We start from the raw sequence: 20,844 nt of genomic DNA, 5'->3' as shown, positions 1-20,844 counted from the left end.
TGGGCGCCGCCCAAGTTTTCGCGTTACTCATCGTATGTCAGGTGGCGAAGAAGTGGAGCACGGTACGGGGCCGTGGCTCCCCTGTCCAACAAGCTACCCTCCACCGGTCTTCGACTGCATCGGCAACGGCGTCCCCACCTTCCACGTCCGCGACAAGGCCTGCGCCTCCTCGATCTGCTCCTGCGTCATGGTCTTGGCGATCGCCGCGCGCTGGCCGACGGCATTGTGGTTGCCGCTCGCCGCCGCCAGGTTCCACAGCATGTAGGCGATCACCGGATCGCCGGGCACGCCCGCCACGTGGTAGCGGTACATCAGGCCGAGTGCGTGCTGGGCTTCGGCGTGGCCCTGCTCGGCCGCGCGGCGGAACCAGTTGACGGCCAGCTTCTGGTCGAGCGGCACGGCGTTACCCGTGTAGTACATGGCGCCGACGACATACTGGGCGTCGGCCTTGCCCTGCTGGGCCGCCTTCAGGTGCCAGGCGAAGGCCTGCTTGTAGTCGCGCGTGACGCCGCGGCCCATGTAATACATCAAGCCCAGCAGGTGCTGGGCCTCGGGATTGCCGGCGCGCGCCAGGGGCGTGATCTCTTTCAACGCCAGCGCATAGTTGCGCGCGTTGTACGCGTTCGCCCCTTCGGGAAATCCTGCCAGCGCTGCACCATGCAGCCCTAGTGCCAGCAGGATCGCTACAGTAAATTTTTTCATTGTCTCGTGCGTGGTTCGGTCTTGCGCCTACTTTTTCTTATTTCGCCCGTACTACGTTCTATTTCCAGCTGACCTTGCCCAGTCCATCGACGCTCACCCGGCGGTTCAGCGGCTTGCCGTAGACTGTGACCGAACCCATGCCCGACAGGTTCAGGTTGGCGCTCTGGTGCGCCGTGACCGTTGCGTTGCCCAGCCCCGACAGTTCGAGCGTGACGCTGTCGGCGGCGAACTGCTGCGCGTCCAGGCCGCCCAGTCCGCCCAGCTCGGCCTTCAAGGATTTGCTGCGCCCGGCCAGGGTCACGTAGCCGGCGCCCTGCAGGTCGAGGGTGATGCGTTCGGCGTTCAGGCCGGCCAGCTTCATGCTGCCGACGCCGCCCAGGCTGGCCGAAATCACGCGGAAGTCCGCGTTCACGTTCATCGAACCGGCGCCGTCGAGCGAGAGTTCCAGTTCCTCGCCCTTGAAGCCGCTGATGTCGGTCATGCCGACGCTTTCCGAGCTGACTTCGCGCAGGTTCGGCAGCACCAGGTCGGCGCGCACGCCGTTCTTGCGGCCCATGCGCATCTCGTGCATCTCGGTACCGATGACGACCGTGTCGCCGCTTTGCAGGGTCGTCATCTGCGCGATCCAGCGCGGATCGCCGGACAGGACCAGCGAGGCCGGGCTGCCCTGGCGCACCCGCAGGTCGACAACCCCGTCGATCTTGACGCGCACCACGCGCGCATCGAGCGGGCGCGTTTCGCTGGTGCTCTCGGGCGCGGCCGTTGCCAGGCGCATCAGCGCCAACAGTCCGAGGGCCGCGAGGCCGAGCTTCAAGAATTTGTTCATGTGTTTCTCCGTGGTGCGATGCGATGTTCTTGTTCGAGCCCTGCACGTCCGTACATACGTGGCGGCCACCCTACCAGCAAGCCCTGCCGGGTTCCAGCGAAAAATCCGCTCATCCGACAATTTTTATACAAATTGGCAATGGAAGCACTATACCCAGAGGCCGGCATGCCCCGCCCCGGATTGCGACAGACTGCAGATTTGCGGGACTGGACGACAAATTGCCGGGTTGGCTACCTTGCGTAGCGTCAACATACATACGCAAAAAAGATTACGTTTTGACATTCCCTTGCGCTAAGATGATTCGCTCCGTTTTTCACGGTTTTCATTCGACTCCGCCATTTATTCGAGGTCATCAATGCGCATGCGCCATCTTCCCGTCCTGCTGGCCGGGCTCGGCTTGTCGGTCTCAGCCCTCGCGGCAACGAGCGACAAGTGGAACCTGCCGGTCCACACCAAGAAACTCGACAACGGCCTGACCGTCATTATCAGCGAAGACCATAGCTCGCCCACCGTCGGCGTCTCGGTCGTGTACCACGTCGGCATGCGCCTGGAACCGAAGAACCGCACCGGCTTCGCCCACCTGTTCGAACACCTGATGTTCCAGGGCACCCCGAATGCCCCGAAGGGCGTGTTCGACAGGACGATCACCGGCGGCGGCGGCCGCAACAACGGTTCGACCCGCGCCGACTTCACCAACTACATCGAGACCGCGCCGGCCTCCTCGCTCGAACCGATCCTGTGGCTCGAAGCGGACCGCATGAAGACGCTCGACTTCAACAAGGAGACGCTGAAGAACCAGCAGGACGTGGTCAAGGAAGAGATCCGCGTGAACGTGAAGAACCAGCCTTACGGCGGCTTCATGTGGATCGACATCGGCCAGCACGCGTTCCAGAAATGGGAGAACAACCACGACGGCTACGGCAGCTTCGAGGACCTCGAGGGCGCGAGCCTGGACGACGTGCGCGCCTTCCACCGCGACTACTACGGCCCGAACAACGCGGTGCTGGCGATCGCCGGCGACGTGACGCCGGCGCAGGGCTTTGCGCTGGCCCAGAAATACTTCGGCGGCATCGCCGCGCGTCCGGTGCCGAAAGGCGGCGACTTCTCCGAGCCGCTGAACAAGGCCGAGAAGCGCGTCGAGCAAAGCGACGCCCTGGCCCAGGTGCCCGCGCTGGCCGCGGCCTGGAAAATGCCGGAACGCGGCAGCCGCGACCAGGCGCCGATGGCCGTCCTCGGCGAACTGCTGGCCGGCGGCGACGCCTCGGTCCTGTACCAGGGCCTGGTGAAAGGCCGCGAGCTGTCGCTGAACCTCGACATCCTGTTCGGCCTCACCAGCCCCTGGGAATTCGATGGCCCGACCCTGTTCACCGTGTACACGATGTACAAGCCGACGACGAACGCCGACGCGGTCCTGACCGCAATCGATGAAGAGATCGCAAAGATCGTCAAGGACGGCGTCGACGACGCGACCCTCAAGCGCGTGAAAACCCGCATGCTGGCCGACTGGAACAACCACCTGGAAAGCTTCATCACGCGCGCCGACACCCTGGCGCGCCTGCAGACCCTGTGGGGCGATGCACACGTCGTCAACAAGATCCCGGGCTGGATCGAAGGCGTCACGTCCGCCGACATCCAGCGCGCGGCCTCCACCTACCTGGTGAAGAACAACCGCACCGTCATCGACCGCAAGCCCGTCGCCAAGGTGGCGGCTGCCCCTGCACCAACCGCGCCGGCTGCCGGCGCACAGAAATGAGGAGCGCATCGATGAAAAAACTGATGCTGACACTGGCCGTCTCGCTGGCCTTCGCCCCGGCCGCCTTCGCCGCGGACACCCCTGCCGCCGCCAAGCCGAGCGCCATGCCGGCCTACGGCAAGGACAAGCCGATCCCGGCGCCGACCATCATTAAAAAAACCCTGGCGAACGGCATGACCGTCTGGGTCGTACCCCGTAAGGGCCTGCCGCGCGTGGACTACGTGCTGGCCGTGCGCGGCGCCGGCTTCGCGGCCGACGACAGTGCCCATCCGGGCTTTGCCAAACTGCTGGCCTACATGATCAACGAAGGCAGCGCCAAGCGCGACTCGCGCGCCATCGCCGAAGCGGCCCAGGGCATGGGCGGCTCGGTGGCCGCCAGCTCGGCCTCGGACGGCATCCTGGTCCAGGCCAACGCCCTCGCCTCGCAGGCGCCGGCGATGATGTCCCTGCTGGCCGAAGTGGTGCGCACGCCGAGCTTCCCGGCCAAGGAAGTCGAGCTGGCCAAGGCCAACGCGCTGCAGGAGCTGCGCGCAGCCGAGGCCACGCCGCGCTTCCGCGCCGAGCGCGCCATCAACCAGGCCGTGTATGGCGAGCACCCGTATGGCCACACCCAGCCGACCGAGGCGTCGATCGGTTCGACCACGCAGGACCTGCTGCGCAGCGAGCATGCGAAGCGCTTCCGTCCCGACCGCGCCCTGCTGGTGATCACCGGCAGCGTCAAGGAAGGCGAAGCGATGAAGCTGGCCCAGGCCGCGTTCGGCGACTGGAAGGCCGAGGGTCCGGCCCTGGCCGAGACGGCACCGGCGCCGCGCGCCGCGAAACCGGCGCGCATCCTGCTGGAGCGCGCGAACAGCGTGCAGTCGACCATCCGCGTCGGCGGCCCCGGCATCCAGGCCAGCGCCGACGAGCAGGTGCCGCTACGCCTGGCCAGCACCATCCTCGGCGGCGGCTTCTCGAGCCGGGTCAACATCAACCTGCGCGAACAGAAGGGCTATACCTACGGCGCCTCGGCAGGTGCGCGCATGAACCGCGTCGGCGGCGCCATCGTCGGCGGCGCCGACGTGCGCAACGAAGTCACGGGGGCGGCGCTGACCGAGTACTTCAACGAGTACAAGCGCATCGGCAGCGAGCTGGTGCCGCCGGAGGAGATGACGATGAACAAGCGCTACGTCGCCGGCGGCTACCTGATCAGCAACCAGCTCCAGGGCGCGGTGGCGAACACGCTGGCGCAAAACTGGCTGATCGGCCTGCCGCCGGAATTCCTCGGCCAGTACGTGCCGCTGATCCAGAAGGTGACGCCGCAGCAGGTGCGCGACGTATCGAAGAAGTATTTCGCACCGGAGGCGCAGTCGATCGTCGTGGTCGGCGATCCGAAGGCGGTGGCGGAGCAGCTCAAGCCCTTTGGCGAGTTCACCGTCACGGAGAGGTGAGACGGGTTGTTCCAGATCCGATGCCCGCCCCGTGCGGGCATTGTTTTTTGCGGCCGACGCGTCCGCATTTGTAGGGTGGGCATTCCATGCCCACGCGGTACGGCATTCGATCATCCGCAACGTCACTGCAAGAGCGCACTCCCTCGCTCGCGCCGCAAGTTACTCATCACCTCACGAACCGGCAAGTGATACGCCAGCTCCGTATTCGTGTGATGCCACGCCTGCTTCGGCCGGTACTCCACCCCGATCGCCACGTTCGAATTGAGCGCCCCGAACCAGTCCACCTCGCCGATGACGTCGACGATCTTGCGATAACGCGGCGGCATGGCAATCGCCGCCGAGATGGTGACGATGCCCACGTCCGCCAGGTGCTCGTCGGCCTCCGCGGCACGCAGCGCGTACAGCGCTTCCGAGATCACCAGGTTGCCCTTCGAGTGTCCGGTCAGCAGGCCGAATCGAAAGCGTTCGTCGGTTAGCAGCGCGCACAGCGTGCGCGTGTCGAGGCTGGCGCGGGCGACGTTGGGCACGTCCGGCGTCAGGTCGAACACGGTGCCGCGCGTGAAGTCGTCGAGCTGTTCGAAGGCGTGGCGCATGCGGTTGAGCGCGCCGAACCAGAACCAGCCGCCCGCCGCTTCCGTCAGCAGGTCGGCCAGGCCGTAGCCCGACACCAGCGCCGCCACCGGCTCGTTGAAAGCATCGGCCACATTGCGGGCGAAGGCGGCCGTGCCGAGCGCCGAGCTGCCGACGCCGGCCACGGCCAGGATGCGCAAGCCTGCCCCACCGGCGCGGGCGAAGTCGTCGATGTGCGGGCACATGGTCAAGGCACCGGCGCCGGACGGCGGCACGATCAGCAAGGCGCCTTCGCGCGCCAGCCAGGGCGCGAGCGCGGCCGCCTCGAGCGGATGGATGACTTTCAAGTCGTAGAAGATGGCGTCGAGCACCGCGTTGCGGCGGCGCCAGAACTCGAGCGAGGCTTCGCGCCACGGGGTCTTCGCCTGCGCCACCTCGGCCGGCGTATTGCGCTTCAGTTGGGCGGAAGCCAGCACGAGCGGTGTGCCGGGAGTCGATAGCTGGGCCATGGCGGTTCTCCTCGCAGGCGGCAATCATGCTAAGAGTTGGACGGGCCTGCAAAGTTCACCGCCGGGGCACCTTGTCAGGTACGCCGCGCCAGGAATTCGGCGAGCTGCTGCGCCGGCAACGGCCGGCTGAACAGGTAGCCTTGATAATGGTGGCAGCCACACTCGGCCAACTGGGCGCGCTGTTCCGTCGTTTCCACGCCTTCCGCGATCACCGACATGGACAGCGAACGCCCGAGCGCGACGATCGTGTGCACAATCGCCAGGTCACGCGAATCGCTGTGCAGGTTGCGCACGAAGGACTGGTCGATCTTCAGTTCGTCCAGCGGCAGCCGCTTGAGGTAGGCCAGCGAGGAGTAACCGGTACCGAAGTCGTCGAGCGCGAAACAGACGCCGTGTTCCTTCAGGCGCGCCATCTTCTCGATGGCGCCGTCCATGTCCTCGACCAGCAGCGACTCGGTGAGCTCGATCTTCAGGCGGCGCGGATCGGCTCCGGTGCGCGCCAGCACCTCCAGCACCTCGTCCACGAAGCCGCGCTGGCGGAACTGCAGGGCACTGACGTTGACCGACAGGTTCATGCCTGCCGTGCCGGCCACGGCGCCCAGCCGCACCAGCTGGGCGCAGGCCTCTTCCAGCACCCAGCGCCCCAGCGGCAGGATCAAGCCGGTGTCTTCGGCCAGCGGGATGAACTCGGCCGGCGACACCATGCCGCGCTGCGGATGCTGCCAGCGCACCAGGGCCTCGAGGCCGATGACGGTCCCCGCGCCGTCCTGCTGCGACTGGTAGTGCAGCAGGAACTGGCCATCCTGCAGGGCCTGGCGCAGCTCGGCGTCGAGGCTGGCGCGCGCCAGTGCCGCGGCCTGGACCGCGGGGTCGAAGAAGCGCACCGTATTGCGCCCCGCGCCCTTGGCCTGGTACATCGCCATGTCGGCGCGCTTGAGCAGCTCGCCGATGCCATGGACGACGCCGCCGAACAGGGCCACGCCGACGCTGGGTGTGATGTGCCGTTCGTAGCCGTCCAGGTTGAACGAGCCGGAGAGCGCTTCCAGGATGCGCCGCGCCACGCCGGCAGCGCGCCCGGCGGCCTGCGCTTCGTTGAGGCCGATGTCCTCGAGCACGATCACGAACTCGTCGCCGCCCAGGCGCGACACGGTATCGCGCGCGGCGACGCTGGCGACCAGCTTGCGCGCGACCAGCTCGAGCAGCAGGTCGCCCCTGTCGTGGCCGAGCGTGTCGTTGATGAGCTTGAAGTGATCGAGGTCGATCAGGAGCACCGCGCCATAGCGCTTGTTGCGTGCATGCAGCGCCACCGCATGCCCCAGGCGGTCCGCCAGCAGCTGGCGGTTGGGCAGGCCGGTCAGCGTGTCGTAGAAGGCCAGGCGCCCGATTTCCTCGTGCGCCAGCTTCATGTCGTGGATGTCGGTCGTGGTGCCGTACCACTTGACGATGGCGCCCTCCGCGCTCCTGATCGGCATGCCCTTGGCCAGGTGCCAGCGGTAGCTGCGGTCGGCCCCGCGCAGCAGGCGGTATTCGGCCGAGAACACGGCGCCGGTAGCGACCGACTCGCCCCAGACCCTCAGCGTGGGCTCCACGTCCTCGGGATGGAGCAGCCCTATCCATTGTGCGCCGATGTCGCCGGTGTCGGGCATGCCGGCATAATCGTAGATCGCCTTGTTCGCGTAATCGATGAGGCCCTCGGGCGTGGCCGACCAGACGACGTAGGGCATGGCGTCGGCCAGCTGGCGCAAGCGCTGTTCGGGTTCCGCCGCGGCCGGCGTCTCGTCGTGCCGGCGCCGCCGCAGCTCGAGCTGGGCCATCGCCAGCTGGGCCAGGGTGCGCAAGCCGTCGAGCTGGCCGGCCGCAAGCAGGCGCGGCGCGCGGTCCATCACCGCCAGGACGCCGAGCACGTAGCCCTCCTGCGTCACCAGCGGCATGGCGGCATAGAAGCACCAGCCGGCGGCGCGGGCGGCGGCGGCATGGCGGCCGTCGCAGGCGTCGGGCAGGATCAGCTCGCGCCCGGCATCGACCGCGACGGCCGCGAGCGATGCGCCGCGCGCCACCTCGGCCGGCATCGCGCCGAGCGTGGCCTTGCGCCACTCGCGCGTGGCGTCGACGAAGGCCAGTGTAGCCAGCGGCGTGCCGCACAGGGCGCCGGCCAGATCCAGCACGCGGTCGAAGCACTCCTCGGCCCCGGTGTCGAGGATCCGGTAGGCGTCGAGGATGGCCAGGCGGGCCGCGTCAAGCGTGTCGTCGGAAAGCATCGTTGGCGGTCGGAATGGAGACAAATGCGCTTGCTCATTCTAGCCAACATGCCGGATTGGCCGGGCTTGATTGCCGCCAATCAATTAGTTCGACTCGTGCTGGCGCCCGGGTGGGCTCGGGCACGAAAACGCGTGGAGTCAGGACTCCACCCTACGAACCAAGATAATCGTAGGGTGGAGTCCTGACTCCACGCGGTACGGCGTATGCGTGTCCGCGCCGTTTTAGCCGCGCAGGGCTTTTTCCAGATCCTCGAGCTCGGCCGGCTTGACCAGGTGCGCATCGAAGCCCGCCTCCTGCGCGCGGCGGCGGTCGTCTGGCGAGCCGTAGCCGGTGTGCGCCACCAGGCGGATGTGCTTCAGTTCCTGATTCGCCTTGATCATGCGCGCCAGCTGGTAGCCGTCGGCGCCCGGCAGGCCGATGTCGAGCACGATCACCTGCGGGCGGTGCTGCAGCGCCAGGCTCTCGATCTGGGCGGCGTCGGAGGTGGTCCAGGTCTCGTGGCCCATCTCTGCCAGCAGGAAGCCCATCATCTCCATGGCGTCGACGTTGTCGTCCACCAGGAGCACGCGCAGGCCGCCGCCGAGGGCGTCCTGCTGCTGCGCCGCGTCCGTTGCACACTCGTTACCCGTGGTGCGCAGCACCGGCAGCTCGACGGTGAAGGTGCTGCCCATGCCGATGCCCGGGCTCTCGGCGCGCAGCTGGCCGCCGTGCATCTCGAGCAGGCGCGACACCAGCGACAGGCCGATGCCGAGGCCTTCCGGCGCGCGGTCCGGCGGCACCGCGGCTTGCGCGAACATGCCGAAGATGCGCGGCAGGTTGTCCTCGGCGATGCCGATGCCGTTGTCCTGCACCGCGATCTGGACGTTCTCGCCCGCGAGCGCCACGCTCAGCGTGATGGTGCCGCCCTTCGGCGTGAATTTGGCGGCGTTGTGCAGCAGGTTGCCGACCGACTGCGCCAGGCGTACCGGGTCGCCCGCGACCCAGACCTGGCAGTCCGGCTGGTGCACGTCGAGCTGGTGGCTGCGCGCGGCGATCAGCGGGCCGGCGGTCTCGATCGCCTGGGCGATCACGGCGCCCAGGTTGACCTCTTCGCGCCGCAGCACGATCTTGCCTTCCGAGATGCGCGCCACATCCAGCAAGTCGTCCACCAGGTGCGCCAGGTGGTCGACCTGGCGCAGGATCACTTCGCGTGCATGCGCATGGCGCTGCTCGGCGTTGGCGCCGCCCACCCCGAGCAAAGCCGCGGCATTGCGGATCGGGCTCAGGGGATTGCGCAGCTCGTGCGCCAGCGTGGCCAGGAACTGGTTCTTGTTGGCGTCGGCCGCGCGCAGCAGCGCTTCCATCTCTTTACGTGCCGAGATGTCGCTGGTGATGCGCGCCACGCGGTACACCTCGCCGCGCGCATTCCTCACCGCGAACAGGCGGTCGCGCACCCAGCGCGTCGCGCCGTCGGCCATCATCAGGCGGAATTCCTCGTCGTAGTGCGGCTGGGTCGCCAGCGCCGCCCAGCGTCCGGCCAGACGCGCGCGGTCGTCCGGGTGCACGCTTTCCAGCCAGCTGGCGTGCTGGCGCTTGAGCGTGTCGACGCTGCGCCCCCAGATGGTGGCGTAGGCCGGGCTGACATAAGCCAGCACGCCGTTCGGCGCCGAGAACATCCAGAACACGTCCTCGATGTTGTCGGTCAGCTGGCGAAAGCGTTCTTCTCCCTCGCGCAGCGCGTCCTGGGTCTGGCGCATGCGCAGCAGCGCATTCACGTTGGCGATCAGCTCGTCGGCCTCGATCGGCGCGGCCAGGTAGTTGTCGGCGCCGCCTTCCAGGCCGCGGATCTTGTCGGCGCGCCCGGTCAGCGCGGCCGAGGTCTGCAGCACCAGTACGCCGTTGGTATCAGGATCGGCCTTGATGCGGCGGCAGACCTCGATACCGTTGATATCGGGGAGCTTCACGTCCAGCAGCACCAGCGCCGGATTCTCTTCCCGGACCATCGCCAGTGCATCGGTGCCGTTGGCCGCTTCCAGCACCTGGAAGCCCGCGCTTTGCAGGATCCGGGTCTTGGCGTAGCGTGCACCGTCGTTGTCGTCGACGTTGAGGATCAGAGGTGGGTTGGCAGTCATGGTTCGGTTTCTTCAAGCCTCGGCAGGCGCCGGATGGGGAAATAAACGCGGCAGGATCAGCACGAAGGTCGAGCCGGTGCCGGGCCGGCTGCTGACCTCGACGCGGCCACCCAGCAGTTCGGCCAGGCGCCGGCACAGCGGCAGCCCCAGGCCCGTGCCCTTGCTCTTGCGCTGCAGCGGATTCTCGACCTGGGTGAACTCCTCGAAGATCAGCTGCAGGTGATCGGCATCGATGCCGATGCCGGTGTCGGTGACGGCAAAGCGCAGCGTGTCGTTCTCGAGCTCGTGCTCCGCGCTCACGCGTACCGAGCCCTGCTCGGTGAACTTCAGTGCGTTCGAGATGAAATTGCGCAGGATTTGCGACAGCATGCCCTCGTCCGATTCGAACGGATCCTTGATGCCGCCGGTGTCGAACACCAGTTCGACCCGGCTGTCGTCCACCAGTGGACGCATCATGCCCTTCAGGGCGCGGAACAGGTTATCGACCACGACCGGCGCCGGCTGCGCTTCTACCCGCCCCGCTTCGATCTTGGCCAGGTCCAGCAAGTCGTTCACCAGCTCCGACATCTCGGTGGCGGTGCGCTCGATCAGCCAGACCTGCCGTTCCTGCTCCTCGGTCAGTTCGCCGTCCATGCGGTCGAGCAGGAGCTTCGAGAGCGCACGGATCGAGGACAGCGGCGTGCGCAATTCGTGGCTGGTGTTGGACAGGAAGCGCGATTTCATTTCGTCCGCACGGCGCAGGCGCTCGGCCTTGTCCTCGATCTCGGCGTAGAGGGCGACGATGCCGCGGTTGGTGTCTTCCAGTTCGCGCGTCAAGGACAGCAGGTCTTCCTGGCGCTCGCGCAGCTCGGCAAGGGTTTCGACCAGTTCGCGGTTCTGCTGCTGCACTTCCTCGAAGGAGCTGCCGGCCGGCGTGGCGGCCAGTTCCGTGGCGATCTGGGCCAGCCGCGACGGGCTGACAGGCAGTTGCGGCGGCAGCGCCTTCTGCATGCGGATCGCGGGCGCGTCGCTGCCGCCGTCGGCCACGCAGCTGTCCATCAGGCGATGGGCGGTGACCAGCGCGGCATCGGCCAGCGCCGCCGCTTCCGACTCCGCCTGCGCGGCCTGGGCGGCCGTTACCGTCACTTCGAGCTGCTGGCGCGCGTGCCCGTCGTGCAGCACGAAGCCGACGCGTGCCTTGATGCCGCCGAAACAGGCGGCGCGCGCCACTTCCGAGACGGCGGTGGCGATGCGCACCTGGTCCTGCTTGGCGAAGCCGAGCAGGTGCGAAATCTGGCGCGCGCGCTGGCGTACCAGCACCACGTCCTTGTCGCTTTCGATGACGACCGACAGGATGCGCTGGCTCATGGGCGCCCCGCACGGCGGCGCACCGCCAGCACCATCGCATCGTCGCGGCGTCGGATGAAGTCGCGCATCAGCATCGCCGCGACCAGCGCCGGGCTGCTCGCCAGCAGCCCCGGATAGCGGTCCAGGTCCCACTGGGTCTGGATGCCGTCGGAATGCATGATCACCAGCGCCCCCGGCGGACAGGGCACGGAAAATTCCTGCACCTTGCGCATGTTGTGGCCGACGATGCCGTTGTGCGAGACCAGCGCGCGGCGCGACTGGCCGTCGATTACGTAGGCGCCGATGTTGCCGATGCCGGCGAAGCGGATCGTATCGTTTTCGAAATCGATGCGCGCCGCCGCCAGCGCCGCGCCGCGCGTGCTGCGCAGCGCCTCGTGCGCCGCCTCGACCAGCGGACCGGGCTCGGAGGTCGGCCGGCTCACCAGTGCGCCCAGCGCCGCGCGCGCCGCGGCGGCCGCGCTCGGTCCGTGGCCCAGGCCATCGGCCGCGAGCAGGGTTGCCCCCGTCGGGTCGCAGGCCACGCCCCAGCCATCGCCGCATTCGTCTTCGCCCGCCAGGGGCACGGTCAGCGCGCCGACGTCGACCCGGCACAGGCCCGGCCCGGCCTCGTCACGCCACAGGCGCATGAAGAACACGGTTCCATTGCCCGGCGCCGACCAGACGTCGAATTCGTCGGACAGGCGACGCAAGGCGCCCAGCCCGGTGCCTGAGGTGCCGGTGGTGGACATGCCATCGCGCAGGGAGGCGTCGAGATCGGCGATGCCGGGACCGTTGTCCACGGCCAGCACGTCGACCCCGGGCACGCCCTCGGACTGGGCCACGTTCAGGTAAAGCGTGCCCTCGCCCGCATGCTTGAGCAGGTTGGTGCCGGCCTCGGTGACGATCAGGGCCAGCGCGCCGGCGCGGGTCTCGTTGAAACCGAGCTCGGTTGCCAGCTTCTGCCCGGCGCGCCGTGCGGCCGCGATGTCGCTGGCGTGCACGATCGGGAAGGCGAGCTGGGCGTCGATGGAGCTGATCAGCGTTTCCATTTCACGACCGCGATCGCGGTCCCCTCTCCCGGACGGGTGTCGATGTCGAATTCGTCGACCAGGCGCTTGGAGCCGCCCAGGCCCAGGCCCAGGCCGCCGCCGGTCGTATAGCCGTCGCGCAGCGCCTGCTCGAGGTCCGGGATGCCGGGGCCGGCATCGACGAACACCAGCCCGACGCCCTGGCGCAGGCCGTCGACCAGCTTGTCGAGGTAGGCGCTGCCGCCACCTCCGTACTTGATGGTATTGCGCGCCAGTTCGCTGGCTGCCGTGATCAGCTTGGTCTGGTCGACCAGCGACAGGCCGATCCCGACCGCGCGCTCGCGCACGTGCTTGCGCAGGCCGACGACGTCCTCATCCCCGCGCAATGGCAGCAAGACCCGGTCCGCGCGCAGCCGGGCATGCCTTTCGACCAGATCGGTCTCGAATCCGACTGCGGAATCAGTCGTGGTGCTCATCTGTTCAGGTTCTTTCCGAGCAGGGCCATGCCCTTCTCGACGTTCAGCGCGGTCTTCACGCCGTGCAGGGTCAGGCCCAGCTCGACCAGGGTGATGGCAACGGCCGGCTGCATGCCGACCACCACGGTCTGGGCGTCGAGCACGCGCGCCATCGCCGCGGTATTGCTGATCATGCGCCCGATGAAGGAATCGACCAGGTCGAGCGCCGAAATGTCGATCAGCACGCCCTTGGCGTTATCGCGCACGATACGCTCGGTCAGGTCGTCCTGCAAGGTCATGGCCAGGCGGTCGTGCATGTCGACCTGGATGGTGACCAGCAGTAGGTCACCCATCCGCAGGATAGGAATGCGTTCCATCGTCGGCTCAATTCTTGATGGTGACCGAAGCGCCGGTACGCTCGAGGGCGACCAGGAAGGCGTCGGCCAGCGTCGCCTTGGTGATCACGTCTTCCAGGTTCACGCCCAGGTGCACGATGGTCTGTGCGATCTGCGGGCGGATGCCGCTGATGATGCAGTCGGCGCCCATCAGGCGCGCGGCGGCGATTGTCTTCATCAGGTGCTGGGCGACCAGGGTGTCGACCATCGGCACGCCGGTGATGTCGATGATGGCGATGATGGCGCCGGTATCGACGATCTTCTGCAGGATGTTTTCCATTACGACCTGGGTACGGGCCGAGTCCAGCGTGCCGATCAGCGGCAGCGCCAGGATGCCGTTCCACAGTTTTACCACCGGGGTCGACAGTTCCAGCAGCTCCTGCTGCTGGCGCACGATGATCTGGTCCTTGGCCTTCTGGAACACTTCGATCGTGTACAGGCCGAGCTTGTCGAGCAGCGAGCTGACCGACCACGACGCGGCGGCCAGGGCAGCCGGGTCGTCCGCGAAGGCATCCGTCATTTGCGAAAACAGAGGTTGCTTCAGAGAAAACACGAAACTGGCCGTCTCGCTGGGCGTCGAACCGCTCTTAGCGCGGGTCGACGAGATCTCGCTTAGCAGGTCGCGCACTTCGTCCCAGGACCGGTGTTCGATATTCTCCAGCTCGCCGCTACGGGTTGCCTGGGCAAAAGCTGCCAGGAATTGCTGGCAATGCATGCGCAGCTGTTCCTTGGCGCTGCTGGTGCCGCGCAACAACAGGGCTTCGAGCTGGGCAATCCATTGCGAGCCGATTTCAGCCTGGTGTTCCTGGATGAGCTGGCTGATGCGGGAGGCGTTGTCTTTCGTGGTCATCGATGCTTTCCTAGGTTTGGTCGTCGTTCATGGGTGCGCCCGAATTCTGGACGAGCTGCCCCACAATTGGAGAATTATTAACTATAACACTTCTGCTATTGAATCCATGAAACGTTTGACTAACGTGCGGGGGCATTCGCACCATGCCGGTGCATGGCTGCAGAACGGGACGTTTTACTGCAAACCCAGGCTGGCCAGGTCGGGAAACTGCTTCACCCGATAACGGGGCGGATAAAGTTCCGGATCAAGCTGCATCAAGTGTCCGGCCGCGGCTTCGACCCGCTCCCACTCCAGCACGCCCGCGCTGCGCGTCTCGCCCGCGTCGTTCATCTCGACGAAGGCGAGCTTGTCGGCACGGGGCAGCAAGGCGTCGACGTCCTCGGTCCAGGTCGCAACGCTGAACACGCCCTGGTCTTCGCCCTTGTAGAGCATGTAAGTGGCCACGAACACATCGACGCCCTGCTTCTCGTGGACCTGCTCGAGCAGCTGCTTCTGCTCGGCATAGTCTTCCTGCAGCGCGATGCGCTGCAGGTCGGCCAGCAGGCACGCCACCTCCTCGTCCTCCGGCCGGAAGGGCACCGGCCGGCCGTCGACGAATTCGTACATCAGCGTCGACACGCGCCGCCCTTCCTGGTCGATCGCCGCCTTGGCGTTTTGCAGCAGTGCCAGCAGGTCGGCCTTGCCGCGCGCGGCGCTCAGCAGCATCCGTCCGCGCGTCGGAATCATCGCCACCGCCCGCGGGCCGGCCACGCGGTGCGCCAGGTCGGCCAGCAGCAGGCGCGACGAATCGTAGGCGTCGTTCCAGTCGCTCGCGAACTGGGTCGGCGAAATCTGAATGAACTTTTCTGCGGCGAGGTCGCGCAGATTGTCGAGGGCGACGGCGGTCGCCTCCTCCAGCGACACGCCCCAGGTCGCGAGCTGCTCCATGCCGAGCACGCGCGTCAGGTGCTCGGTGTCGTAGGCCAACAGGAGCGCCGTATCGTCGCTGAAATCGGCCATGGCAAACCGGGTTTCCTTGACGCCGGCATCGAGCAGCGGCGCGAAGCGGGCCGCCTGCAGGAAAGCGCGTGTGCGCAGCACCGGCAGCACGTTGCGCCGGGCCGCATCGAAGGCGTCGGGAATGTCCGAGCGCACGAACAGGTGCGAATACTTGGCCACTACCTCGTCGCGCCCGGCACGCGGCGCCTGGCAGTAGTCGTGATAAAAATTGTGCAGGTTGACGACGTCGTTCTTGCCCAGGACGATGCGGAAGTTCTGCGCGTCGAACTCCATGGGGCCGTCGACGCCGCGCTCCCTGGCCGCCTGCATGACGATCCTGGCGAATTTGGCAGGCGTTGGGGTACGGTTGAAAAAGTCGAGGATTCCCACAGTGTGCTCCGAGATGGCGATAACCCGGCAGTCTAGTGGGACCTCGCTTTTTCGTCCATCGATGACGCGTTCAGCGGCCAGACGACAAATCGGCCAGCGGGCGCGGCGCATACAGCGCGCTCTGGAATTGCGGCACGTACTCGTAACGCAGCATCTTTCCCAGCTTCAGGGACTTGATGTAGGCGGCCAGGCTGCCTTCGCCCAGGGTCAGGCGAACCGTTTGCGCATCGCTGCTCGCTGCATGGCTGAGCTGGCGCGACACGGCATAGCCATAGTTCAGCCCGCCATCCCGAGCGACGTTGACGAAGCTGTTGGTGACCAGCTCGGCCTCGTTCGACAGCCCCGGCAGCTTGCTCCCCTCCAGCACCAAATCTACTTTGCCGCTGTCCGGATCGAGGAGCTCGAATGCGATCGTTCGTTCGTCTTCGCGCAGGCGAATATCGCTTAGCCATTTCGGCAATCCGTAACCGACCACGCCGCGCACCCGCGCCAGCTCCGTGTTCACCGGGAGCTTGAGCACATAGCCCCAGAAATCCTTGGCCCGCGCCTGGCCCAGCAAGCTGAAGGGCCCGAAGCTGCCCGAGCCGGGGCGGTTGGTGACGACCGAGAGCGAGATCTCGTTGTAGCTGTCGTTGTCGCAGTAGTGATAGGCATAGGCGGTCAGGGCCACCACGCCCCTGCCCGGCCAGACCTGGAGCGGCTCGACCCGCGCACGCACCGCGGCCGGCACCAGTTCGCGCAGGCGTTCGATGTCGGCGGTGAAGATGGCGGTGATCCGGCTGTCCTTGTAATAGAAGTTCGGAGAATACGTCTCGAAGCCGACGTCGACCTTTTCCTTTTTCAGGGTCTTGAACCAGCCGAGGTCGACGCCTGGTGCCTCCTGCTGGATGATGGACAGCGGCGGATTCGAACGGTAGCGGTCGTACAGGCCGCCCTTGAGGACCGGCACTTCATGACCGGCGATGTCGATCGTCGTCGTTTCCTGCTCCGTGGCGGCCGCCGTTGCCGCCATGAGTGCCATGCCGGCGATGGCCATGCTGCGTTTGATATGCATGCTGCGTTCCCTTCGACTGGTTGAAAGATCGAGGGGATGCTAGCTTTCAAGCCGGCTTGAAGGTCAAGGGACTTGTTTGCCTTTGCGCGGCGGCTGCAGGTCGACGCTGTCGATCACGCGGGCAGCATTGTCCGCGCAGGCCATGTCGGCGGGCTTCGATTCGATCAGCGCGATCAGCGAGCGCAGGTGCGCCTTGTTCTGCGCCAGGCGCAGCTCCATCGCCTCGATGTCCTGCAGCTTCCGGTTCAGGGTCGCGATCAGTTCGTCGTGGCGCCAGCCGTCGGATTGCGCCGGCAGGATCGCCTTGATCTCGTCGAGCGTGAACCCGGTCTGCTGGGCGTTGACGATGATACTGAGGATAACGGCGGCGTCGAGCGGATAGTCGCGGTAGCCATTCGACTGCCGGCCCACCGATTTCAACAGCCCCTTCGATTCGTAGAAGCGGATCGCCGACGCCGACAGGCCCGTGCGTTTTGCAAGTTCGCCAATTTTCATATCGATCCCCTGGGTGAAATAAGGAAAGCCTAGCCTTGAAGTGAAGTTGAAGGTCAAGCCCTGCGTGGTCAACGAGTTCGTAAAATACCTGTTGACCTTCAAGTTGACTTGAGGCTTACGATCCTGTGCATCGTAACCCAGGAGCCGCCAATGAGCCCATTTACTCCCCTCACTTTGCCGAACGGCACCCGCTTGAATAATCGCCTGGCGAAAGCCGCCATGGAAGAGAACCTTGCCGACGCCGACCATGCACCTTCCGATGAGCTGATCCGGCTCTACCACACCTGGGCCGAGGGAGGAACCGGCTTGATCGTCACGGGTAACGTGATGGTGGACCGCCGCGCCATGACCGGCCCGGGCGGCGTCGTACTGGAGTCGGGCGAACACCGTGCGCGCTTTGCGCAATGGGCCAAGGCGGCCCAGGCGGGCGGCGCCCAGGTCTGGATGCAGATCAATCACCCCGGACGCCAGATGCCGGCGGCGCTTGGCCAACCGACGCTCGCGCCATCGAGCGTGGCGATGGACATGGGACGCTTCTCGAAACAGTTCAGCGCGCCGAAGCCAATGACGGAAGCGGAAATCGAGGAGGTCAAGCGCCGCTTCGTCGAGACGGCCGTGCTGGCCGAACAGGCCGGCTTCGACGGCGTGCAGATCCACGCCGCGCATGGCTACCTGTTCAGCCAGTTCCTGTCACCGATCACCAACCGGCGCACGGACCGTTGGGGCGGCTCGCTGGAGAACCGGGCGCGCATCCTGCTGGACGTCGTGCGCGACGTCCGCATGCGGGTCGGCGCGCGCTTTGCGGTCTCGGTGAAACTCAATTCCGCGGATTTCCAGCGCGGCGGCTTCAGTCCCGAGGATGCGCGCGAGGTCGTGCGCATGCTGAACCCCTTGAAGATCGACCTGCTCGAGTTGTCCGGCGGCAGCTACGAAGCACCGGCCATGCACGGCCAGGCGCGCGACGGCCGCACGCTGGCGCGCGAAGCCTATTTTCTCGAGTTCGCCGAGGACATCGCGCAAGTCGCCGACATGCCGGTGATGGTCACCGGCGGCATCCGCCGCCTGCCGGTCGCCGAGCAGGTGCTGCAAGGCGGCATCGACGTGGTCGGCATCGGTACCGCCCTGGCGCTGAATCCCTCCCTGCCGCGCGATTGGAAGGCCGGCACGCCCAGCGCCCCCGCCTTGCAGCCCATTACCTGGAACAGCAAGGTGCTGGCCTCGCTGGCCTATATGGCGATGGTCAAGCACCAGCTGCGGCGCATGAGCCGGGGCAAGAGGCCGAATCCGGGCGTGACGCCACTGCGCGCCTTTGTCGAGCAGCAGGTCGATACTTTGCTCAAGACCCGGAAGTATCGGCGCTGGATCGGCCGCCAGGCGGCGTAAGAAATAAAAAAACCGCCAGGCTCACGCACTGGCGGTTTTTGCTTCAGCCTACAGCTTGGATTACTGCGCCGCGCCTTCCACAGGATCGGCAGCCTTCATGGACAGCTTCAGGCGGCCGCGCTCGTCGGTCTCGAGGACCTTCACGCGCACTTGCTGGCCTTCCTTCAGGTAGTCGGCGACGGCGTTGACGCGCTCGTTGGCGATCTGCGAGATGTGCAGCAGGCCGTCCTTGCCCGGCATGACCTGCACGATGGCGCCGAAGTCCAGCAGCTTCAGGACGGTGCCGTCGTAGGTCTTGCCTACTTCGACCGACGCGGTCAGCTCTTCGATGCGGCGCTTGGCTTCCTGGCCGGCGGCGGCGTCGACCGATGCGATGGTCACGATGCCTTCGTCGGTGATGTCGATCTGGGTGCCGGTTTCTTCGGTCAGCGCGCGGATGACGGCGCCGCCCTTGCCGATCACGTCACGGATCTTCTCAGGGTTGATCTTGATGGTGATCAGGCGTGGAGCGAAGTCCGACAGTTCGGTCTTCACGGTCGGCACGGCCTTCTGCATCTCGCCCAGGATGTGCTGGCGGGCTTCCTTGGCTTGCGCCAGTGCCACCTGCATGATTTCCTTGGTGATGCCCTGGATCTTGATGTCCATCTGCAGCGCGGTGATGCCTGCGGTGGTACCGGCGACCTTGAAGTCCATGTCGCCCAGGTGGTCTTCGTCACCCAGGATGTCGGTCAGGACGGCGAACTTGCCGCCTTCCTTGATCAGGCCCATGGCGATGCCGGCGACGTGCGCCTTCATCGGCACGCCGGCGTCCATCAGTGCCAGGCAGCCGCCGCAGACCGATGCCATCGACGAGGAACCGTTCGATTCAGTGATTTCCGACACCAGGCGCACCGAGTAGCTGAACTCTTCCTGCGAAGGCAGAGCCGCGACCAACGCGCGCTTGGCCAGGCGGCCGTGACCGATTTCGCGGCGCTTCGGGGTGCCCACACGGCCGGTTTCGCCGGTGGCGAACGGAGGCATGTTGTAGTGCATCATGAAGTCGTCGGTGTACTCGCCCATCAGCGCGTCGATCTTCTGGCTGTCGCGGGCGGTGCCGAGGGTGGCGATGACCAGGGCCTGGGTTTCGCCGCGGGTGAACAGGGCCGAGCCGTGGGTACGCGGCAGCACGCCGGTACGGATCTCGATCGGACGCACGGTGCGGGTGTCGCGGCCGTCGATACGTGGCTCGCCGTCCAGGATCTGCGAACGCACGACCTTGGCTTCCATGTCGAACAGGATGTTGCCGACGTCGGCCGCATTCGCGTCAACGCCCTGCTCCGCCAGGGCGGCCATGACTTCCGACGACAGCGACTTCAGCTTTTGCTGGCGTGCCGACTTTTCGCGGGTCTGGTAGGCTTCGCGCACTTTTGCCGAGGCCAGCTCGGACACTTGGGCGATCAGGGTTTCGTTCTTGGCCGGCGCGGTCCACTCGACTTCCGGCTTGCCGCCTTCTTCGACCAGGGCGTGGATCGCGTCGATGACGGCGCGCATCTGGTCGTGGCCGTAGACGACCGCGCCCAGCATGATTTCTTCGGACAGCTGCTGCGCTTCGGATTCGACCATCAGCACGGCCGTTTCGGTACCGGCGACGACCAGGTCCATCTGCGAGGTCTTGAGCTGGGTGGTGGTCGGGTTCAGGATGTACTGGCCGTTGGCGTAGCCGACGCGGGCGGCGCCGATCGGGCCGTTGAACGGGATGCCGGCGATGCACAGGGCAGCCGAGGCGCCGATCATCGACGGGATGTCCGGATCGATTTCAGGGTTGACCGACAGCACGTGGATGATGACCTGAACTTCGTTCAGGTAGCCTTCCGGGAACAGCGGGCGGATCGGACGGTCGATCAGGCGCGAGGTGAGCGTTTCTTTTTCGGAAGGACGGCCTTCGCGCTTGAAGAAACCGCCCGGGATTTTACCGGCAGCATACGTTTTTTCGATGTAATCGACGGTCAGCGGGAAGAAGTCCTGGCCTGGCTTGGCATCCTTCTTGGCGACGACGGTGGCCAGCACGACGGTATCTTCGACCGACACGATGACGGCGCCGGAAGCTTGACGGGCGATTTCACCGGTTTCCAGGGTGACGGTGTGTTGACCGTACTGGAAGGTCTTCGTAACTTTATTAAACATTGGTAATCCCTTTCTATTTGCCGACAGATTTTCAGGAGCTGTCGTTCACCTCACCACGGACGAGTCTCAGAACCCCGTCTTACAACTTGAACATCAAAGGCTTGAAACAAAAAATGCCCGCGACAGTTGGAACTGACGCAGGCATTTCCTTGACTTAAGCCGTCTGG

The 20,844-nt window shown here is 66.1% G+C and carries 17 protein-coding genes; 3 read left to right on the top strand and 14 right to left on the bottom strand.

Features of this window, described 5'->3' with window-relative positions:
• Positions 1–93: 93 nt before the first annotated feature.
• Positions 94–702 (bottom strand): tetratricopeptide repeat protein, encoded by a 609-nt coding sequence (locus C2862_RS02465; protein WP_136218537.1) that lies wholly within the window; start codon positions 700–702, stop codon positions 94–96.
• 58 nt (positions 703–760) lie between these two features.
• Positions 761–1,528: a GIN domain-containing protein gene (locus C2862_RS02460; protein ID WP_136218536.1), complete on the bottom strand. Its 768-nt coding sequence runs from the start codon at positions 1,526–1,528 to the stop codon at positions 761–763.
• Between the two features lie 361 nt (positions 1,529–1,889).
• On the opposite strand from C2862_RS02460, the gene C2862_RS02455 reads away from it, so the two are divergent.
• Both C2862_RS02455 and C2862_RS02450 read left to right on the top strand, forming a co-directional pair.
• Positions 1,890–3,281 (top strand): pitrilysin family protein, encoded by a 1,392-nt coding sequence (locus C2862_RS02455; protein ID WP_229467255.1) that lies wholly within the window; start codon positions 1,890–1,892, stop codon positions 3,279–3,281.
• Positions 3,282–3,292: 11 nt separating this feature from the next.
• Positions 3,293–4,711 carry a pitrilysin family protein gene (locus tag C2862_RS02450; protein ID WP_136218534.1) on the top strand — a complete coding sequence of 473 codons (1,419 nt, stop codon included), beginning with the start codon at positions 3,293–3,295 and terminating at the stop codon, positions 4,709–4,711.
• A 122-nt stretch (positions 4,712–4,833) separates the two neighbouring features.
• Here C2862_RS02450 and C2862_RS02445 read toward each other — a convergent pair whose 3' ends face one another.
• The 11 genes from C2862_RS02445 to C2862_RS02395 all read right to left on the bottom strand — a co-directional run bounded on the left by C2862_RS02445 (position 4,834) and on the right by C2862_RS02395 (position 17,131).
• The gene (locus tag C2862_RS02445) at positions 4,834–5,790 is read right to left on the bottom strand and encodes a hypothetical protein (protein ID WP_136218533.1); all 957 of its coding nucleotides are present in this window, start codon (positions 5,788–5,790) and stop codon (positions 4,834–4,836) included.
• A 74-nt stretch (positions 5,791–5,864) separates the two neighbouring features.
• Positions 5,865–8,048 (bottom strand): bifunctional diguanylate cyclase/phosphodiesterase, encoded by a 2,184-nt coding sequence (locus C2862_RS02440; RefSeq protein ID WP_136218532.1) that lies wholly within the window; start codon positions 8,046–8,048, stop codon positions 5,865–5,867.
• 222 nt (positions 8,049–8,270) lie between these two features.
• A complete protein-coding gene (locus C2862_RS02435) occupies positions 8,271–10,160 on the bottom strand; it encodes a response regulator (protein ID WP_136218531.1) in 1,890 nt (629 codons plus the stop codon).
• A 12-nt stretch (positions 10,161–10,172) separates the two neighbouring features.
• Positions 10,173–11,507, bottom strand: a complete 1,335-nt coding sequence (locus C2862_RS02430) for a sensor histidine kinase (protein WP_136218530.1) — start codon at positions 11,505–11,507, stop codon at positions 10,173–10,175.
• Positions 11,504–12,535, bottom strand: a complete 1,032-nt coding sequence (locus C2862_RS02425; protein ID WP_136218529.1) for a SpoIIE family protein phosphatase — start codon at positions 12,533–12,535, stop codon at positions 11,504–11,506. The genes C2862_RS02430 and C2862_RS02425 overlap by 4 nt, the downstream gene beginning before the upstream one ends.
• Positions 12,523–12,990: an anti-sigma regulatory factor gene (locus C2862_RS02420; RefSeq protein ID WP_136218528.1), complete on the bottom strand. Its 468-nt coding sequence runs from the start codon at positions 12,988–12,990 to the stop codon at positions 12,523–12,525. Before C2862_RS02420 ends, C2862_RS02425 begins: the two co-directional genes overlap by 13 nt.
• Positions 12,987–13,346, bottom strand: a complete 360-nt coding sequence (locus C2862_RS02415; RefSeq protein WP_136218527.1) for an STAS domain-containing protein — start codon at positions 13,344–13,346, stop codon at positions 12,987–12,989. Before C2862_RS02415 ends, C2862_RS02420 begins: the two co-directional genes overlap by 4 nt.
• A 7-nt stretch (positions 13,347–13,353) precedes the next feature.
• Complete coding sequence (locus C2862_RS02410) at positions 13,354–14,214, bottom strand: STAS domain-containing protein (RefSeq protein WP_136218526.1); 861 nt, start codon at positions 14,212–14,214, stop codon at positions 13,354–13,356.
• A gap of 174 nt (positions 14,215–14,388) precedes the next feature.
• Positions 14,389–15,582, bottom strand: a complete 1,194-nt coding sequence (locus C2862_RS02405) for a hypothetical protein (protein ID WP_136218525.1) — start codon at positions 15,580–15,582, stop codon at positions 14,389–14,391.
• Positions 15,583–15,652: 70 nt separating this feature from the next.
• Positions 15,653–16,636, bottom strand: a complete 984-nt coding sequence (locus C2862_RS02400; protein WP_136218524.1) for an acetoacetate decarboxylase family protein — start codon at positions 16,634–16,636, stop codon at positions 15,653–15,655.
• Between the two features lie 63 nt (positions 16,637–16,699).
• Entirely contained in the window at positions 16,700–17,131 is a 432-nt protein-coding gene (locus tag C2862_RS02395) for a MerR family DNA-binding transcriptional regulator (protein ID WP_136218523.1), read from the bottom strand.
• 150 nt (positions 17,132–17,281) lie between these two features.
• Here C2862_RS02395 and C2862_RS02390 point away from each other — a divergent pair, with 150 nt between their 5' ends.
• Positions 17,282–18,514, top strand: coding sequence for an NADH:flavin oxidoreductase/NADH oxidase family protein (locus C2862_RS02390; RefSeq protein WP_136218522.1), 1,233 nt, complete (start codon positions 17,282–17,284; stop codon positions 18,512–18,514).
• A 60-nt stretch (positions 18,515–18,574) separates the two neighbouring features.
• Here C2862_RS02390 and pnp read toward each other — a convergent pair whose 3' ends face one another.
• Positions 18,575–20,677, bottom strand: a complete 2,103-nt coding sequence (gene pnp, locus C2862_RS02385; protein WP_136218521.1) for a polyribonucleotide nucleotidyltransferase — start codon at positions 20,675–20,677, stop codon at positions 18,575–18,577.
• Positions 20,678–20,844 lie beyond the last annotated feature (167 nt).

It is taken from the genome of Massilia sp. Mn16-1_5, assembly GCF_004798585.1.
GTDB lineage: Bacteria > Pseudomonadota > Gammaproteobacteria > Burkholderiales > Burkholderiaceae_D > Telluria.
The sequence above is the reverse complement of the archived record's forward strand: the minus strand, read 5'-3'. Positions and strand labels throughout refer to the sequence as shown.

Excerpts from the sequence above, each read along its gene's own strand:
- C2862_RS02465 (WP_136218537.1), bottom strand. The coding sequence starts at position 702 with ATGAAAAAATTTACTGTAGCGATCCTGCTGGCACTAGGGCTGCATGGT.
- C2862_RS02460 (WP_136218536.1), bottom strand. The coding sequence starts at position 1,528 with ATGAACAAATTCTTGAAGCTCGGCCTCGCGGCCCTCGGACTGTTGGCG.
- C2862_RS02455 (WP_229467255.1), top strand. The coding sequence starts at position 1,890 with ATGCGCCATCTTCCCGTCCTGCTGGCCGGGCTCGGCTTGTCGGTCTCA.
- C2862_RS02450 (WP_136218534.1), top strand. The coding sequence starts at position 3,293 with ATGAAAAAACTGATGCTGACACTGGCCGTCTCGCTGGCCTTCGCCCCG.
- C2862_RS02445 (WP_136218533.1), bottom strand. The coding sequence starts at position 5,790 with ATGGCCCAGCTATCGACTCCCGGCACACCGCTCGTGCTGGCTTCCGCC.
- C2862_RS02440 (WP_136218532.1), bottom strand. The coding sequence starts at position 8,048 with ATGCTTTCCGACGACACGCTTGACGCGGCCCGCCTGGCCATCCTCGAC.
- C2862_RS02435 (WP_136218531.1), bottom strand. The coding sequence starts at position 10,160 with ATGACTGCCAACCCACCTCTGATCCTCAACGTCGACGACAACGACGGT.
- C2862_RS02430 (WP_136218530.1), bottom strand. The coding sequence starts at position 11,507 with ATGAGCCAGCGCATCCTGTCGGTCGTCATCGAAAGCGACAAGGACGTG.
- C2862_RS02425 (WP_136218529.1), bottom strand. The coding sequence starts at position 12,535 with ATGGAAACGCTGATCAGCTCCATCGACGCCCAGCTCGCCTTCCCGATC.
- C2862_RS02420 (WP_136218528.1), bottom strand. The coding sequence starts at position 12,990 with ATGAGCACCACGACTGATTCCGCAGTCGGATTCGAGACCGATCTGGTC.
- C2862_RS02415 (WP_136218527.1), bottom strand. The coding sequence starts at position 13,346 with ATGGAACGCATTCCTATCCTGCGGATGGGTGACCTACTGCTGGTCACC.
- C2862_RS02410 (WP_136218526.1), bottom strand. The coding sequence starts at position 14,214 with ATGACCACGAAAGACAACGCCTCCCGCATCAGCCAGCTCATCCAGGAA.
- C2862_RS02400 (WP_136218524.1), bottom strand. The coding sequence starts at position 16,636 with ATGCATATCAAACGCAGCATGGCCATCGCCGGCATGGCACTCATGGCG.
- C2862_RS02395 (WP_136218523.1), bottom strand. The coding sequence starts at position 17,131 with ATGAAAATTGGCGAACTTGCAAAACGCACGGGCCTGTCGGCGTCGGCG.
- C2862_RS02390 (WP_136218522.1), top strand. The coding sequence starts at position 17,282 with ATGAGCCCATTTACTCCCCTCACTTTGCCGAACGGCACCCGCTTGAAT.
- pnp (WP_136218521.1), bottom strand. The coding sequence starts at position 20,677 with ATGTTTAATAAAGTTACGAAGACCTTCCAGTACGGTCAACACACCGTC.